This is a genomic window from Dictyobacter kobayashii (genome assembly GCF_003967555.1).
GTDB classification, from domain to species: domain Bacteria; phylum Chloroflexota; class Ktedonobacteria; order Ktedonobacterales; family Ktedonobacteraceae; genus Dictyobacter; species Dictyobacter kobayashii.
On sequence record NZ_BIFS01000001.1, the window covers coordinates 3126671 to 3141977 of the forward strand.

Annotated in this window: 12 protein-coding genes; 7 read left to right on the top strand and 5 right to left on the bottom strand. The window is 50.9% G+C overall.

Going from position 1 to position 15307, the window contains the following annotated elements; genetic code table 11:
• Positions 1–816 precede the first annotated feature (816 nt).
• The 3 genes from EL645_RS13730 (at position 817) to EL645_RS13740 (ending at position 3713) form a co-directional block, all read left to right on the top strand.
• On the top strand, positions 817–1380 hold the full coding sequence (locus EL645_RS13730) for a GNAT family N-acetyltransferase (RefSeq protein ID WP_126550914.1): 564 nt from the start codon (positions 817–819) through the stop codon (positions 1378–1380).
• 6 nt (positions 1381–1386) lie between these two features.
• The gene (locus EL645_RS13735; protein ID WP_126550916.1) at positions 1387–2508 is read left to right on the top strand and encodes a lipid II:glycine glycyltransferase FemX; all 1122 of its coding nucleotides are present in this window, start codon (positions 1387–1389) and stop codon (positions 2506–2508) included.
• A 68-nt stretch (positions 2509–2576) separates the two neighbouring features.
• Positions 2577–3713, top strand: a complete 1137-nt coding sequence (locus EL645_RS13740) for a lipid II:glycine glycyltransferase FemX (RefSeq protein ID WP_126550918.1) — start codon at positions 2577–2579, stop codon at positions 3711–3713.
• A gap of 65 nt (positions 3714–3778) precedes the next feature.
• Here EL645_RS13740 and EL645_RS13745 read toward each other — a convergent pair whose 3' ends face one another.
• Together EL645_RS13745 and EL645_RS13750 are read right to left on the bottom strand one after the other, a co-directional pair.
• Positions 3779–7777: a tetratricopeptide repeat protein gene (locus tag EL645_RS13745; RefSeq protein ID WP_126550920.1), complete on the bottom strand. Its 3999-nt coding sequence runs from the start codon at positions 7775–7777 to the stop codon at positions 3779–3781.
• A gap of 225 nt (positions 7778–8002) precedes the next feature.
• Positions 8003–8497 carry a YajQ family cyclic di-GMP-binding protein gene (locus tag EL645_RS13750; protein WP_126550922.1) on the bottom strand — a complete coding sequence of 165 codons (495 nt, stop codon included), beginning with the start codon at positions 8495–8497 and terminating at the stop codon, positions 8003–8005.
• Between the two features lie 306 nt (positions 8498–8803).
• Between EL645_RS13750 and EL645_RS13755 the strand changes: the two genes are divergently transcribed.
• The 3 genes from EL645_RS13755 to EL645_RS13765 all read left to right on the top strand — a co-directional run bounded on the left by EL645_RS13755 (position 8804) and on the right by EL645_RS13765 (position 10792).
• The gene (locus tag EL645_RS13755; RefSeq protein ID WP_126549266.1) at positions 8804–9151 is read left to right on the top strand and encodes a hypothetical protein; all 348 of its coding nucleotides are present in this window, start codon (positions 8804–8806) and stop codon (positions 9149–9151) included.
• Positions 9099–10328, top strand: coding sequence for an ISKra4 family transposase (locus EL645_RS13760; RefSeq protein WP_126549265.1), 1230 nt, complete (start codon positions 9099–9101; stop codon positions 10326–10328). The genes EL645_RS13755 and EL645_RS13760 overlap by 53 nt, the downstream gene beginning before the upstream one ends.
• 143 nt (positions 10329–10471) lie before the next feature.
• Positions 10472–10792, top strand: a complete 321-nt coding sequence (locus EL645_RS13765) for a hypothetical protein (protein ID WP_126550924.1) — start codon at positions 10472–10474, stop codon at positions 10790–10792.
• Between the two features lie 187 nt (positions 10793–10979).
• Here the strand turns inward: EL645_RS13765 and EL645_RS13770 are convergent, their stop codons facing one another.
• From EL645_RS13770 to EL645_RS13780, 3 genes are all read right to left on the bottom strand, one after another.
• Positions 10980–12350, bottom strand: coding sequence for a helicase-associated domain-containing protein (locus EL645_RS13770; RefSeq protein WP_126550926.1), 1371 nt, complete (start codon positions 12348–12350; stop codon positions 10980–10982).
• Between the two features lie 6 nt (positions 12351–12356).
• The gene (locus EL645_RS13775; RefSeq protein WP_126550928.1) at positions 12357–13241 is read right to left on the bottom strand and encodes a 4-hydroxy-3-methylbut-2-enyl diphosphate reductase; all 885 of its coding nucleotides are present in this window, start codon (positions 13239–13241) and stop codon (positions 12357–12359) included.
• Between the two features lie 135 nt (positions 13242–13376).
• Entirely contained in the window at positions 13377–13808 is a 432-nt protein-coding gene (locus tag EL645_RS13780) for a hypothetical protein (protein WP_126550929.1), read from the bottom strand.
• 420 nt (positions 13809–14228) lie between these two features.
• Here EL645_RS13780 and EL645_RS13785 point away from each other — a divergent pair, with 420 nt between their 5' ends.
• A complete protein-coding gene (locus EL645_RS13785) occupies positions 14229–15041 on the top strand; it encodes a class I SAM-dependent methyltransferase (RefSeq protein WP_126550931.1) in 813 nt (270 codons plus the stop codon).
• Positions 15042–15307 lie beyond the last annotated feature (266 nt).

Sequence of the window (15307 nt, forward strand, 5' to 3'; positions counted from 1 at the left end):
TATCGATCAATCAAAGAATGATTGCTATTATATATAACGTTTCTTATAAAAATCTACACATGTATTGTTACTATTTCAACGATTGCACGTCTGAATCAATGCATGTGTTTATATAATAATGATGATTGTGAAAGTTGGTGTGAGTATGTATAACAATGTAGCGGGGTCTACTTTACCTGTGTAGGAGATTTCTGGACCAAAACGGCCGGCTATGTAGAGGAATGCCAGGACATGACCTTCTCGCATTCCGGTGGTGTCAGAGGTTCATGTCCATACCATGGCGGTAATCTAAGGTCCTTGTATTCGCACTGAGCTAGCTCGCGATCAATATTGGTGAACATAAGCGTATGGCCACGTGACAATTAAAGATCACGTGGCCATACGCTTATGTCCCAAAAAACGAATGATAAAAGCAACAAGAAAAGAAAAAAACGCATTTGCAACCATAGGTGCGAGGCTCAGCCCTCGCTTGCCTCACCGGTAGTGAGGCCCGGTATCCCAGCGCTGATGTACCTTGTTGCATAACCCCTTCCCCCACGCAGTGCCCAAAAGCATGTTTCGCTTTTGGGCACTGCGTGGGCCGAGGTGTCGGCGATAAAGCGATGGAGCGGCGAGGATACCGGGCCGCCGGCTCTGTGGAGGGCGGCAAGCGAGGGCTGAGCCTCGCACCTACGGTTGCATTTTGATGTTGATCGTATAAACAAATGACCTACGAATCGGGTTGTAAAATTGCCTCGCTCTACCCCCTATGCTATACTTCCCATGGAATCATGCGGGGACTACTACTAAGAACTTGGAAGAAGGGAAACGTAGAATATGACCCAGGATACTTCAAATTTACAGAATCCCTTTATTGTTGGGGATCGCCTGTATTTACGGCCTCTAGAGCCAACTCAGGACAATCATCTCTACTCGACGTGGATGAATGATGAAGAGATTCGTCGCTATTTTTCAGTCTATCCTACCAGTGATGCACGTGGTAAAGAAAGACTGGATAATCTTTATAAAGATACACGACATATTTTATTTGGTGTGGCACTGAAAGAGGACAATCGCCTGGTCGGGCTGGTTGGTCTCAAAGATATCAATGTCTTGAATCAAAGTGCTGAATTCTATGTTATTATCGGTGATCGCAATTTGCACGGCAAAGGTTTCGGGACGGAAGCAACCAGGCTGATGCTGCGCTATGGATTTTTAGAGCTGAATCTCAATCGTATTCAAACTCAGGATATGGAAGAGAATATTGGTGGCTGGCGTGCTGACGAGAAGGCTGGCTTCAAGCATGAAGGAACCTTGCGCGAGCTGATCCTACGCTTCGGTAAGTACCACGATGTTCGCGTCTATAGTTTGCTGAGAAGTGAGTACTTAGAAACGTTGTAGTCTCACATGAGTATCACAATCCAGGAAATTCACGATCGAGAGCAATGGAATACTTTTCTGCAGAGCCAACCCCACGAGCATTTTTTGCAGTCCTATGAATGGGGGGAGCTTAGCCGTGAGCTTGGAGAACAGATCTACCGGCTGGGCGTCCTGGAAAATGGACGCCTGATTGGTGCCATGTCACTGACCGTATCACCAGTTCCGTTGCCATTACCTAAATTGCGCCCGACCTGGCTATACTGCGCACGCGGGCCAGTGTTGGAACGTCTGGATGTTTCTATTCTGGCCTTACTTGTGAAGCATGTGGCGCTGATTGCGCAGCGAGAGCGTGCAGTTGTCCTACGTGTTGAACCCAATATCGCTGATGATGATGCCAATCTCGACACCTGGCTGGCGACCTATCACAAAGCTGGCTTTGTGAGTAATCCCAATTCGGTGCATGGGCGACGCTCATGGGTACTCGATATTCGCCCTGCGGCAGAGCACCTCTACTCCAGGTTTATGCCGAACTGGCAACAGCATATCCGGGTGGCTGAACAGCGCAACGTGGTGGTGCGAAGAGCCTGTTTGTCGCGGGACTTTGATACCTACTATGAACTGATCAAGAGCTCCAGTGAGCGCAATGATGTTTTTGTACACGATAGGGATTATCACTGGTACACCATGCAAACCTTTGCAGCCACCAAGGATGCTACTATTTTGCTGGCCGAACAGGATGGATATCCGCTGGCGGCAAAAATGGTCCTGCGCTTTGGGCATTGGAGCTGGGATATGTTTACTGGCGAACAGGAGGGCGAGACCGCTCAATTAGCTGCCTATCTGCTCCAATATCATGCCCTGCAATGGGCACAAGAGCGCGGCTGCCACTTCTTTGATTTTCGCTCGATCCCAGACGTGTTGATGCCGGGCGAGGATCTATGGGAGGCCTATGAATATAAGCGTGGCTTTGGTGGCTATTCTCGTCTAACCATGCCGACCCAGGATTATGTTTTCCAGCCACTGATCTATAAACCATGGCGTAGACTGGTTGAGCTAGGCCGCGAGCAGCGCCATAAAGAGCGGCAAAATACGGAGCTGGAGCAGCGATTTTCATCTGGTATACCACAAGTATTATCAGATGCCGATTAAGCAGCGTAGAGACAACAAAAAATTACCTGTGAATAAAGTTCTTACTATGGGTTATTGGAAGAGGATGTATGGAAGCTCGGATTATTAAAGATCGTCAACAATGGAATGATTTTGTCATGTCATCCGTTTGTTGCAACGTGACGCAAACCTACGAATGGGCAGAATTTGGTTCCTACCTGGGAGCTGAAGAGACGTTGCGTATCGGAGTACTGGACGATGCTGGTCAATTATGCGCGGCTATATTGCTCATCGTGTCGCGGGCCCCGGCGTTAAAGCAGACCTATTTTTATGCGCCCCGTGGCCCCATAATTGACGATCCCGCATCCCCTGCTATGACGGTCCTCCTCAATTATGTCAAAGTAGAAGCGCGCAAGCGACATGCCTTTATGTTAAAGATTGAGCCAAGCGTAGAGGCGAATAACTTTAACTGGCTGACCGCCCTGAAGAGACGTGGTTTTATCATCAATCCTCACCATGTGCATATTCGCAACGAATGGGTGCTGGATATTCGTCCCGATGAAAAGACGTTGCTGGCCGGGATGAAGGAGAAGTGGCGTTATAATATTCGCCTGGCTGGTCGCAAAGGCATCACTATCCGTCGTGGCAATGGTCAGGCCGATATAGACGCCTTTTACCGTCTTTATGAGACCACCAGCGAGCGTGACAAATTTTTTATCAACGATAAATCGCTCTATGCGGACATCTTGAGCGTATTGGGTGAGCACGATCGAGCAGCCCTGTTCCTGGCCGAATATGAAGGACAACCAGTTTCAGGCATCATCCTGTTGCTTGCCGGCCCCTGGGCTTATTATATGTATGGTGCCTCCTCCAATGAGCACCGCGAGAAGATGCCCAATCATTTATTGCAATGGACAGGTATTCAGTGGGCGAAGGAGCATGGTTGCTCATATTACAATTTCCGTGGCATTCCAGAAATTTTGGAAGAGGGGCAGGAGATGTGGGGTGTCTATCTATTCAAGCGTGGCTTTGGTGGCCAGCCAATGCTCTTCCTGCCAACCCATGATCTGGTTTATCGTCCCCTCACCTATCAGCTTTATCGTGTTATGTTAGGTGTTAAACATAAGTTAGATGCGCGCCGCGAGCTGCGCCAGGCCAGCCATGCGACCCATCCAACCCAGACGAAGCAGCAGCAAAAATCGGAGCCGGCCCCTGCCGGTGAGAAGCTTGAGCCCAGCAAAAAATAGGCTGTATGCATAAAGAGAGGCGCCCCTATCGCGATGGGGCGCCTCTCTTGTTCTATCTGGATTGCTTACCTGGTCCGTAACTCTTGTAGTGTAGCCAGGCGTTCGCGGGCTACCGAGCTACCAGGATTGACCTTGGCCAGGTTGCGATAAACGCGGCTGGCCTGCTCGTATTCACCTACCGATTGATAGGTCTGACCGAGCATATCATAGGCCTCGAAGTTTGAACGATCAATGGTAATCAACTGCTGTAAAGCGGCCACCGCCTCTTTTACTTGCTGGGTTTCGAAGTAGTGGCGAGCAATCTGCCCTTGATACTTGGCGGCATCCTGATTACGACCCAACTGGAGACAGAAGCCAACGACTTCGCGCAGCAGATCCATCGACTCTGGATTGAGCTCAGCGGCCCGGAACAGGCTGGTCAGAGCCTCTTCGGTGTCACCCATTTCTGCGTAAATGTTACCAATGCGCTGGACCGCCATGCCAGCTTGATCAAGTTTACCCTGGCGTAGATAGATATCCGCTAATAAGCGCAACTCTGCCATGCCTTCCTCCAGTAAGCCGCGGCTGACATAGATATCAGCGAGCTCATCATGGGCTCGGGGGTCCTGGGGTGCCAGGCGTACCATCTCGTTTAAGACATTGATCGCATTGTCGGTCTGGCGATTATTGCGATAATGGCGAACCAGATCTATATATTCCTGTAACGCGCTACTGACGTCGCCCTGGCGAGCAGAAATTTCGGCCATGCTTGAGGCGACCTCGTCCTGTGCCGGTTTGACCCGCTGCAACTGACGCAGAATAGCCTGCATCTGTTCCTGCTGGCCTGTGCGCCCATAGGCTTTTGCCAGCTGGGTGGAGATCTCCACCTCAGGTGCGCGATGCTCCTCACCCTCCTCACGAGGGCGAGCAGCCCAGGTAGCTGGATCCAGTGACTGTGGTGACTGGCGTACATGCTGTAAGGCCATATCCAATTGCTGGATGGCCGCATCGGGTTTGCCCTGTGATAGTAAAGCCTGTGCTGCACTGGCGCGCGCAAAAACCTCAACATGGCTGTCGCGGGTGGCCTGATTGTATTCTTCTACCGCACGATCATAGTAGCCACACTGCTGATAGATCTGGCCCAGGGCAAAATGCACATCGGCATTATTGGGATAGACCTCAGCGCTCTGGGTATATTCTCTGACAACGGCCTGGGCTTGTTTCTGACCCTCACCGCGCAGCTGCCAGCGAATGCGGGACAGCAACTCAAGGGCAGTGCCTCGTGGCGTTCCCAGCGTAGTGATCATCGCGATATGCCAGCGCACTAGAGCGGTAATATTACGTGGATCAATCTGTAGCACCCGCTGATATTCAGCCACCGCTTGCTGGGTGCGTCCCAGCTTCTGCAGGGCCAGTGAATAGTTCAAGCGTGTTGGCACACTAGTCGGACTCTCCTGTAGAGCTTGTTCCAGCTCGGTCATAGCCCGATCCATATATCCCAGGCGCAGATAAGACTCAGCGGCCAGGGTGCGCTCGCGCAACAGATCTTCTTTGTTGCCCTGTGTGGACAGCATATTGATCAGGCGCATGCGATAGGTAATGTTGTTTGGCTCCAGTTGCAGGATACGGCGGTAGGTCGCAATCGCATCATCGATCCGCCCATTGACGATATATGTATCGACCAGGATGGCGTATTTGGTGATGGCCTGCTCAATTTTGCCCTGGCGCACATAGATTTCACATAGTACCTGGTGTACATCCAGGTATTGCGGTGCAATATCGATCACGCGCAGGCATTCTTCGGTGGCAGGAGTCAACAAGCCATGATTGATATATTTTTGAATATCCTGCATCGAACGCATAACTTGCGTGCGAATATTTTCGGGTAGCATAGCTGTACTGTTAAGTACTGCATCCGCTACCGGGCCCAGTCCACCATTGCCGCGCGCCCCTGCCATTTGATTTAGTAAGTCTTCAAAGCCGGGCCGGGCTTCCTGAGCGGGTCGAGCTGGAGAACTGGGAACCATTAGCTGCGGATCTTCAAAGACCGAGGCCGCGAATGGCGATTGTGCAGGCTGTACCGGTGGCATTGCCTGTGGTGCCGGTGTTGGCGGTACCTGTGGAGGCATAACCGGAGGCAGTGGCTGCGATGCTACCGGTGGCAGTTGAGGCTCGAGTTGTGCCATAGGCGGAGGCAGCGGCTGCGATGGTTGTGGCGCCACCTGAGGCTGCTGCGGTGCTGGAGTTGGTGCCGCCAGCGGTTGAGACTGCTGAGGCGCTACCTGTGGTGCCTGCGCCGCCGGGGGTATTTGATCCTCTGGTAGCACCCGTGTCGCATTGGGCTTCGCGTCATCCGTGAGCCATGATGGGGCTGAAGCTGACTCTGCTGGAGCCTGAGGCGCACTCTGCGCCGCTGGCTGTTGTTGATTGATATTAGGAGCAGGCTGCTGTGGTGCCGGCTTGGGCGCATTCTGTGTCTTTTCTGAATCATTGAGAATGCCCGTCAACCAATCCGGCAACTCACCCACCGAACTATTTGGATTACCTGCGGATGTATTATTAGCTGCGCCCGCAATACTATTGGCATTGATCTCCATAGTCGGTGCTTCCGGAACCTGAGATATCGGAAACGAATCCTGTACTGGAGGTGCTTGTGTAGCTGCCATTGGTGGAGGTGTCGTTGGGCGTGCCGGGGCAGAAGCGTTCTGGGCCTGCTGAAGCATATACTCCACCTGGGCCACCTTATCGTTCCAACCACGACTCCTCAAGAAGCCGAGCAGCGCATTATATACCGTGAGCGCCTGCTCCTGTTCACCCAGGAGTCGATGTGCCTCTGCAGCTTCCTGACAGAGTTGGACCAACTGATCTGACTCTTCAGCCGTCAATGCATCTAAGTTTACCCGGTCGACCGCCTCATCAAAATGGACAGTGGCCGTACGCATATCGCCACGTGCCCTATAACACTGACCTAATGCATAATAGCAGGAAAGTGCATAATCAGGGTCATTGAGAAGGAGCTGAAACTGCTGGATCGCTTCATCCCAACGCTGCTGCTCCTGGTAAAGCCAACCTAAAAAGTATCGAGCATCCGGACGGTCAAAGCCACTCTCCAGGATCTGCTCACAGAGGTCTATAGCATCATTGAAACGGCCCTGGTTTTGAAATGTTTGCGCCTGCTGTAATGCCCCTGTGACCTGGTTGGCAGTGATCCTCATGCGAGGGGCTGAGTTCATCCCGTTGCCATTGGCCATTGCCGCTGGTGAGCCAGGATTATTTACCCCACCAAAGTTACCCGCGCTACCCATGTTACCCATGATGCCAGTATTCCCTCCGCTTGTATTTTCCGATGTTACTGATCCGGTTAATGGTTGATCTGTGAACGATGATGGCTGCTGTACCGCTGGACCAGGATCCACATTTTGACCAGTACCGGTTTCTGGACGAATTGATGAAAATGTTGCCTCCGCACTCCCGGGAGAAGCCAGAGAGCCAGGCCCTCCTGCCAGTATTTGTGAGAGCAACTGTTGCGCCTGGGCGTTTGTCCCATCTGCACGCAAGACCTCTTCACAGTGTATACGTGCCGGGCCAAGTTCATTTCGGAGAAGATATCCCTGAGCCGCCGCCAGGCGCTCCTGTAACATCTGGGAGATATCCTTCTTCTCAAAATAATAGCTCGCGAGCCGCTCGTGTGGTTCTGGATTGCCAGGGGACAACTGAACCGCCTTCTGCCAGGCTGCTTCTGCGCGTGCTCCCTGGCCGGCCTGTGAATAGAGATCAGCCAGGTGCAAATAGGCCTGATAGGCATCAACACGCCTATTCAAGATAACGTACAGTTCAGCGGTCTTGCTCAAGGCAATCACGTTGCTGGGGTCGCGCTGTAAAATATATTCATATTCGTGGAGCGCAAGTTGCCATTGCTTCATTTGCATATGGCAAAACCCTAGACCACTACGTGCCGTAGCATCTTCTGGGAACTCGGCGAGTGCTTTTTGGTATTCTTGCATTGCCTCCGCCCAGTGACTATCCCAACGATGACGGTCGGCTGCGTTAATCGACGCACTAAAGGCTTGTCTGTTCCCAGGCATGAAAGGTCCACTTTCTCGAATGAGCGCACAAGATAGCGACGCTCCTGCGTTTATGCTAATTTCGCGCCACTACGGATCGTGCTAATTGGTTTGGTCTAGTCAGAACTAGGGTACAACAATTCGAGGGCATGGACACTTGTTTTGGTACTAAAGTACTGTGCATTTCTGTATCGTGTTGTACAGTAATGTCTCCTTATCATTCCTCCAGCGTCCATGCCTTGAGTGCTAACCGCGATAGTTAATAAAGTCCAGCGGAATGGGGTAATCCTTCTGTTTAAGCAAAGCAATGACAGCCTGTAAGTCATCGCGGTTCTTTGCCATTACCCGTACTGCATCGCCCTGAATCTGGGTACGCACCTTTGGATAGGCATCGCGAATGATCTTACTGATCTCTTTTGCCTGTTCCTGGGTGATGCCCTGCTGTAATTGGATTACCTGTCGTACGCGACTTCCGGCCGCACTCTCTTCTTTGCCAGGTTTAAAGATCTTCAGAGACAACTTACGGCGCACAGCTTTTGACTCCAGAATATCCCGCACACTTTTAAGCGAGAGCTCACTATCTGTGACGATAGTAATAGATTCTTTAGCCAGCGCAATATCCGTGTTTGTATCCTTCAGATCATATCGTGTTTGTACATCACGTCGAGTCTGGTCGATTGCATTGACCAGTTCTTGCTCATCAAATTGCGATACTATATCGAATGAACAGTCACCTGCCATGAAAATCCTCTCTTTAACTTGTAGATTGGTACAATATGGCTAGCAGAGGAATACGCTACATCTTTAGCTATCTTAGCAAGTCTATGCCTTCTCTGGCATTGTAGCGCATTTCGCCTCTGGTTTCCACTTTATCCCCCAAGTGGCACAGCCAACGAACGATTAAAGGGATATACGTAAGTATAGTACACTGAAAAGCAACAGAACCACAACACACCTATTTCCTTGGGTGTCATTCATTTTTTTGCAGAGCCAAAATGGTAAGATAGAAACAACTCAAACGCAAGGAAGAGAAAGGTGGGCACGATCATGAAGTCAGAAGACCTGGAGCAACGCTGGCAGCAACAAAGTCAAGAAGCCTTTCATACGCTTGCTCAATGGCAGAAGGAGCATCCCAAAGCCACCCTGGCCGAAATTGAAGCCGCCATTGATGCCCAACTCGATCAGGTACGGGCTCGCATCATTGAAGAGATGGCCCAAGCAGAGAGGGAAACCACCCAGCAGGGGCCACGATCGTGTCCGCAATGCGGCACACGCATGCATCAACGAGGGGCACGTACCCGAACCTTTCAAACACGAGGACAGCAAGAAGTGAACGTGAGCCGTGACTACCAGAGCTGTCCCGCCTGCGGATACAGCTTTTTTCCCCCTCGATGAGCAACTGCAACTGCCTCCCACCGCGTTGTTACCTCACGCCCATCAAAGTCTGGTTCGCTTAGGAACGCATCTGCCTTTTGGGCAAGCCGCCAAAGAAGTGCAGGCGTTGCTTGGCATTCGCATCAGTGAGGCTAGCGTCCGGCGCTGTACCTTGCAGGCAGGACAGATCGCCGAGGCGATCCAGAGCGAACAAGCCCATCCCGAAGCCGCCCGACCTCGTTTCCCTCTTCCTGCCGCTCCAGTGGTGGAGCAGATGGCGATGGGCAGTGATGGCGGGATGGTGCCCTTGCGCGGTGGGATCTGGGGTGAAGTGAAAATGGCCGTATTTGCTCAGGTGAACCCCTCAACAGCGAAAACCGAGCAGCATAGCTACTTTGCGCGGTTGGCGGATGCATCAATCTTTGCGGATCTGGCTTCGGCGGAAGTGACGCGGCGAGGGATCGCACAGGCCAGGCAGGTATGTGCCATCCAGGATGGCGCCGAGTGGCTGCAAGGCTTTGTGGATGGACATCGCCATGATGCGGTGCGCATCTTAGATTTTGCCCATGCTGCCCACTACCTTGGTCAGGTCGCCGAACAGGGACAACAGCAGGGTTATCATGTCCCTGCTCGCTGGCTCAATGTGGTTCTTCATGAGCTCAAACATGCGGGGCCAGAACGCATCATGAGGCATCTGCAGTGGTGGAAACGTGCTCGGCCGTTGCCCGCGGTCACCGATGCGCTCCGTTACTTCGGCAAGCGTTTGGCGCAGATGAACTATCCGCAGTTTCAAGCCCAGGGATGGCCCATTGGCTCAGGAATGGTCGAAAGCGCCAACAAAGTGGTGATGCAAGCCCGTCTCAAGGGAGCAGGAATGCATTGGGAGCCGGGCAATGTCAATCCCATGCTCGCCTTACGGGGAGAGATGTGTAACGAGCGCTGGGAAGAGAGTTGGCAGTATCAGCAACGCTGGCGCAACGATCATCACCATGGCCAACGACAGCAGCGAAGTCTCCAGCGACGCGCTCGCTGCGCGCAAGAACTGCGAGCGCTCATTCTGCACATCTGTTTGCGGTTGCCTTCCTCTACGTTTGCTCCACAACCTTCTTCTCGCAAAGGACGAACCGAGGGACAAAAACGCTGGGGAAGGCAAACCTTTTCGCATCGCATGCTTCAAGATGGCTCTGCAAAAAAATGAATGACACCCTATTTCCTTTCTCAACCATACACCCACCATATCTCAACTCCAGCTCATCCTGGTAATGGTAACTTTGACGTGATGTGGTGGAGAACATGTCGTACTACGCACATGCTGGTTCGTTATGAGGAGGAGGTATCCCCATGCTTCACAGTTTAAGTTATCAGGCCACGCAACCGATTGTCGACGCTGATGCAGTAACGATTTTTACCCTGCCCCGCTGTAATCACCTGAACTCGCGTGAACAGGTGCGCAGTTTTGAATTGTTAAGGCTGGCATTTTTCGCCCTTAAATTACGCAAATTCGAGCAACGCTATGCCGCTGGTGGTGAGCTGATGACAGATCAGGAGTTTGCTTTTCGCCGTAGCCTCCTGTTGCATGTCATTTTTCAGCAACTAGTGAGCCTGACCCGGCTGGGAGCACGCGAGCAAGCCTTGCAGCTGATTGAAACCTGTCGTAAATAGTTGACATCCAGACTCTTACTGGAAGGCAGGTTGGAAGCATGGCTGTAGCGGCTCCCCCTATCCTATTAATGTATAGATAGTATAGCGCGAGGACGATGGGTAATTTATCGATACATGCCAGTTCATGAATATAGATGATCTTCGTTTACAAACCGGAGGCGGGCATACGTTTTCCTGCTTCACTGGCTCAATCGTCGTAATAATATTCTCTTAGTTTGTGCATCGGATCACTGGAATGAATCTGAAAATCCACGGAGATATGTTCTTTTTCCAGTACCTGCCGAATGCTTTGATAGTTGATATTGCCATTTGTATCGGTCGGGATAGCCAGGGTAGTGGGCATAAGTTGGCGTGCATTCATTTTGCTCAGGGTAGGATGCTGGCTCAGGCGCGTGGTTGTCTCTTCATCAGGTAGCTCAAGCAAGGCGACCTGTGAGACGGTGGCGTGTTTATATTGTTTCGCCCAATCCTGCAATGTGTAGATGACATTTTGTGGCAATTCTTTCTGGCTGCGTTCTCGTAATATGGCCAGAATAGTCTCGATGCGTAGTCCCTGTTGGATGGCGCGCAAGAGTGCATCCTGGGTCAGAAGCAATGTGCTGACCATTTGAATCTGTTTGACCTGGGTAAAAGGCAGGATGCTATATAGGGTAGGCAGGTCTGGTTGCAGGAGCAGGATTTCATAGTTTGGCTGGATGATAAGCGATTTCTGGGCAGGTGCAACCTCGCTCTTACCAGACTTCGCTTTCGTCTTTTTGTATGCCAGCACCTGCGCTCCCAACTCAGTGATGCGAAAGGCGCACGATTTGAGGACGAGTTTGGTTTCTTCTTGCAGCGGAGCATTACCCATATCGACAATTCCCAGTTCATTAAGGGATGAATAGAGCATATTAATAAAATGTGGGGCGGCATTGATCACCCACTCCTGGAACAGGTCCCTTTTGGCCTGTTTCTTTGGCATTTGATAGTATCCATAAGAGTAGGGGCGCATTTTTTGCTGGGTGGCCAGTTCGGGATGGGCATCCCAGATTTCACTAATGAGGGCTGCCACTGAATGCCAGGAACCCTCCGGATATTCACGCAGATGTGTGAGCAGCAGTTGCCGCAAGGTTAATTCATAGGCACCATAGTAGTTCCAGCTACCGCCATCAGTGGAGACCCTTGGATTATCTGCCCAATTGTGATTATGCTGCCACTCATCCAGCAACTGGCTGGTCTGCTCGATCATATCTTTATTGGCCCAACCTTCAAGTCGTGGACCTGGCGATAGGTATGGTTTGGCGTTGTCAAATGGCGCCTGCGTATACTTGATAAGTTTGAGGGTCTTGAGGACATGCATGAGCATATCAATGTAAGCATCGTCGCCTTTATACGTGATGCGCTGCTGCCCTTTGAGCAGGGGACGTATCTTCTTAACGATGCGTTTGGGTATATTGGATTCTCTGGTTGGCTCAATCGTCATTTGATAGACCGCGTTGATGAGTGTTGCCACATCATATAACAACGCGGTCTCGCCTGATGTGATTACTTCAGGATCTGTCGCGAGCTTTTCTTGCATATATTTCTATGCTTCTACTGGATATTGCTCCAGGTAACGAATCACCTCGCGGGTTAGCTGACTGGGCGTTGAGGCACCGGCGGTAACGGCGATGCGCTTTTTGCCTTTGAGCAACGCTGGATCTAACTGCGAGAGATCCTCAATGCGCACCGCGGGCACACCAGCTAGCTCTTCTGATACCTGCACCAGACGATTGGTATTATTGCTGCGTGGATCACCAACCACTACGGTCAGATCCGCGCCTCGTGCCTGGGCAGCTACTGCTTCTTGCCGGGTCTGCGTTGCGGCACAAATATCGATGTGTACCTCAGCGTGTGGATAGCGTGCCTTAATATATTCAATGACGCGGCGTGTATCCCACTGGGATAGGGTGGTCTGGGTAGAGATAGCGATTTTTTGTTCTTGTTCTGTGGTCAATTGCAGGGCATCGACGTCTGCCTCAACCTCAATCAAGCTGACATGACCAGGGATCTCACCCATCACTCCCTCTGGCTCGGGATGGCCTTTTTTGCCAACATAAAGGATATAATAGCCTCTGGCAACCAGATCTTTAACCAGATCATGGGTTTTCGTCACATCAGGACAGGTGGCGTCGATACAGGTCAGTCCCCGTGCCTGTGCGCGTCGCTTGACTTCGGGAGAGACGCCATGGGCAGTAAAGATTACCGTGCCTTCGGTTACCTGTTCCAAAATTTCAGAGCGATTAGGACCATCCAGGGTCACAACCCCTAATCCGGTGAGCTCATCAATGGCATGGCGATTGTGGATAATCTGACCAATAATATGAATAGGGCGTGGCAAGGTCTCATCTTTGGACGCTTTGCGCGCAATTGTGAGCGCATCAACGACACCATAGCAATAACCACGGGGCGAGATTTTTATAACTTCCATTCGTTTTCTTCCAAATAGCTGCTGGCTGAATAAGTGGTCCTCACACTATTTAAAAGGACCATTTCAATTCTCTATTATACACTGATGTGGTGAATCAATGAAATGGATAGCACCGGGCATAATTCTAGATTGGGATCAGGAGGCTTTCATCGCGGTTTTGCACAGAATCCGGCGCAGGTCTTCTGGTGTATATAAGCATACGGCTGGTAGTAGTCCGGCCAGTTCTTCGACCGAAGTAGTGGGGGCAAGGTCAAAAACCAGTAGAGGGGTACGCCTCCCCTCACAGCCTTTGGCGATTGTGGCTGCGGTCAAAAATGGGATGGCCATACGCTGTCCTTCAAACCTGGTGATGGCAGGTAGGTAGATCAGTAGTTGGACGTAAGGAAGAATGTAGGGCACGCGGTCGGCTGTCTCTTCCTGATAGATATATTTCATTCTCTCTTGCCGCAGTAAATTTAGGTACGGGTAGCGCTGCTCGTCGGGACCTATTAACAATGCTGAACGACCTTGCAGTCCACCGAGGCAAGCGTCGGCTATAGACACTACCTCTGGTGCTATGTCTTGCATTGATATCTCTCCTCTGCCATCGATAGCTTAACTATGACCTGTTATATTTTTCATACTACACATACTATAGCAAATTCAGCCTGGTTGGCCATCAGGTACATGCTGTATTTTCATGTACGGTGTAATGGATGTAATGGTTAAGATTTTTATGCTTTTCACTTGAGATTCGCTCAGAAAAGGCTGGGTTGACCTTTGCAGCGTTTTCAGCTTGCGCTGGCCGGGTGTATATGCTAATCTCTACATGAGATTATCTCAGGTGTCTACTTTTTTTACCGTATACAATTGTTGCGTAACAGATACACAGTTTTAGAGGCAGGCATATTGTGCCTGGCTGCTTATATTCTTCTGGAGTAGGTATACCCCCTCATTATATATAGGGGGATTTTGTTGCGCTGGTGATTACAACAAGGACAAATAACTATGCCCTATGCGATGGGTGAATACTACGAGCAGGTCGATGATTATGACCTGGAATATCAGAGTCAGTCCGAGCAGGATTTGCCATTCTGGCGTGAGCTTGTCATGCGTTATACGCCGACCAGGATACTGGAACTGGCCTGTGGGAGTGGTCGAATCGGCTTAGAGCTCTTACATAGCCCCGGCAACTTTGTGCTTGAGGGCCTGGATATCGAGCAAGGTATGCTGGATTCATACCAGCGTAAGATCGGTCGCGAGCCCGCAGAGGTCCAGCAACGTGTTCTACTTCATAAAGGCGATATGTGTGATTATGATCTGGAACACAAAGGCCAGTTTGACCTGATCATCCTCCCCTTTAATTCAATCTGCCACCTCTATGAAATTGAACAACAACTGGCGGCATTCCGTACCACATATGAGCACCTGGCCCCGGGTGGACATTTTATTGTTGACACCTTTCTACCCGATATCGACTATCTGAGTGATGCTCTGAATCGCCCTTCGACTGTGTATCTGGAGGATGAGATCGAGTCACCGGATGGTGATTTCACTATGCTCCTTTATACTACGCGCAAATATGATGCCTACGAACAACTGCAGCATATCACCTGGACACACGAGAAATTTTTTGAGTCCGGTGAGAATGAGCGCTACCTCTCCAAACTAGATATGCACCTCTTTTTTCCTCGTGAATTGCAGATGCTATTTATCTCAACTGGCTTTAGTGTCGAAGCTATCTATGGAGATTATCTCTGGAAGCCCTTTGGTAAGGGACCACGCCAGATTGTGGTTGGCCGCAAACCCAAAAACAGCTAAAAATGTAATGGAGGAGCAAACCACCACGCAAGGAGCTGTTAGCTCCTTGCGTGGTGGTTTGCTCCTCCATTTATCTTTGCCTATTGACAGCGTAGATCACGAGCAAGCGATACGATAGACATTCTTTCATGTGTGGAGTGTGTGGTGGGCGGCCGCGGCCCTTGTAGGTGTAGCCCACCACACACTTCACACTCCCAACCCGGCGCCGCAGGCGCCAAAGAGGAACATGAAAAAGCCCGGAGCGTAGATGGCAATAGTTGACGCTC

Bases quoted from the DNA above. Each gene is read 5' to 3' on its own strand.
- EL645_RS13730 (WP_126550914.1), top strand. From the start codon at position 817: ATGACCCAGGATACTTCAAATTTACAGAATCCCTTTATTGTTGGGGAT.
- EL645_RS13785 (WP_126550931.1), top strand. From the start codon at position 14,229: ATGCCCTATGCGATGGGTGAATACTACGAGCAGGTCGATGATTATGAC.
- EL645_RS13765 (WP_126550924.1), top strand. From the start codon at position 10,472: ATGCTTCACAGTTTAAGTTATCAGGCCACGCAACCGATTGTCGACGCT.
- EL645_RS13745 (WP_126550920.1), bottom strand. From the start codon at position 7,777: ATGCCTGGGAACAGACAAGCCTTTAGTGCGTCGATTAACGCAGCCGAC.
- EL645_RS13775 (WP_126550928.1), bottom strand. From the start codon at position 13,241: ATGGAAGTTATAAAAATCTCGCCCCGTGGTTATTGCTATGGTGTCGTT.
- EL645_RS13735 (WP_126550916.1), top strand. From the start codon at position 1,387: ATGAGTATCACAATCCAGGAAATTCACGATCGAGAGCAATGGAATACT.
- EL645_RS13750 (WP_126550922.1), bottom strand. From the start codon at position 8,497: ATGGCAGGTGACTGTTCATTCGATATAGTATCGCAATTTGATGAGCAA.
- EL645_RS13740 (WP_126550918.1), top strand. From the start codon at position 2,577: ATGGAAGCTCGGATTATTAAAGATCGTCAACAATGGAATGATTTTGTC.
- EL645_RS13780 (WP_126550929.1), bottom strand. From the start codon at position 13,808: ATGCAAGACATAGCACCAGAGGTAGTGTCTATAGCCGACGCTTGCCTC.
- EL645_RS13755 (WP_126549266.1), top strand. From the start codon at position 8,804: ATGAAGTCAGAAGACCTGGAGCAACGCTGGCAGCAACAAAGTCAAGAA.
- EL645_RS13770 (WP_126550926.1), bottom strand. From the start codon at position 12,350: ATGCAAGAAAAGCTCGCGACAGATCCTGAAGTAATCACATCAGGCGAG.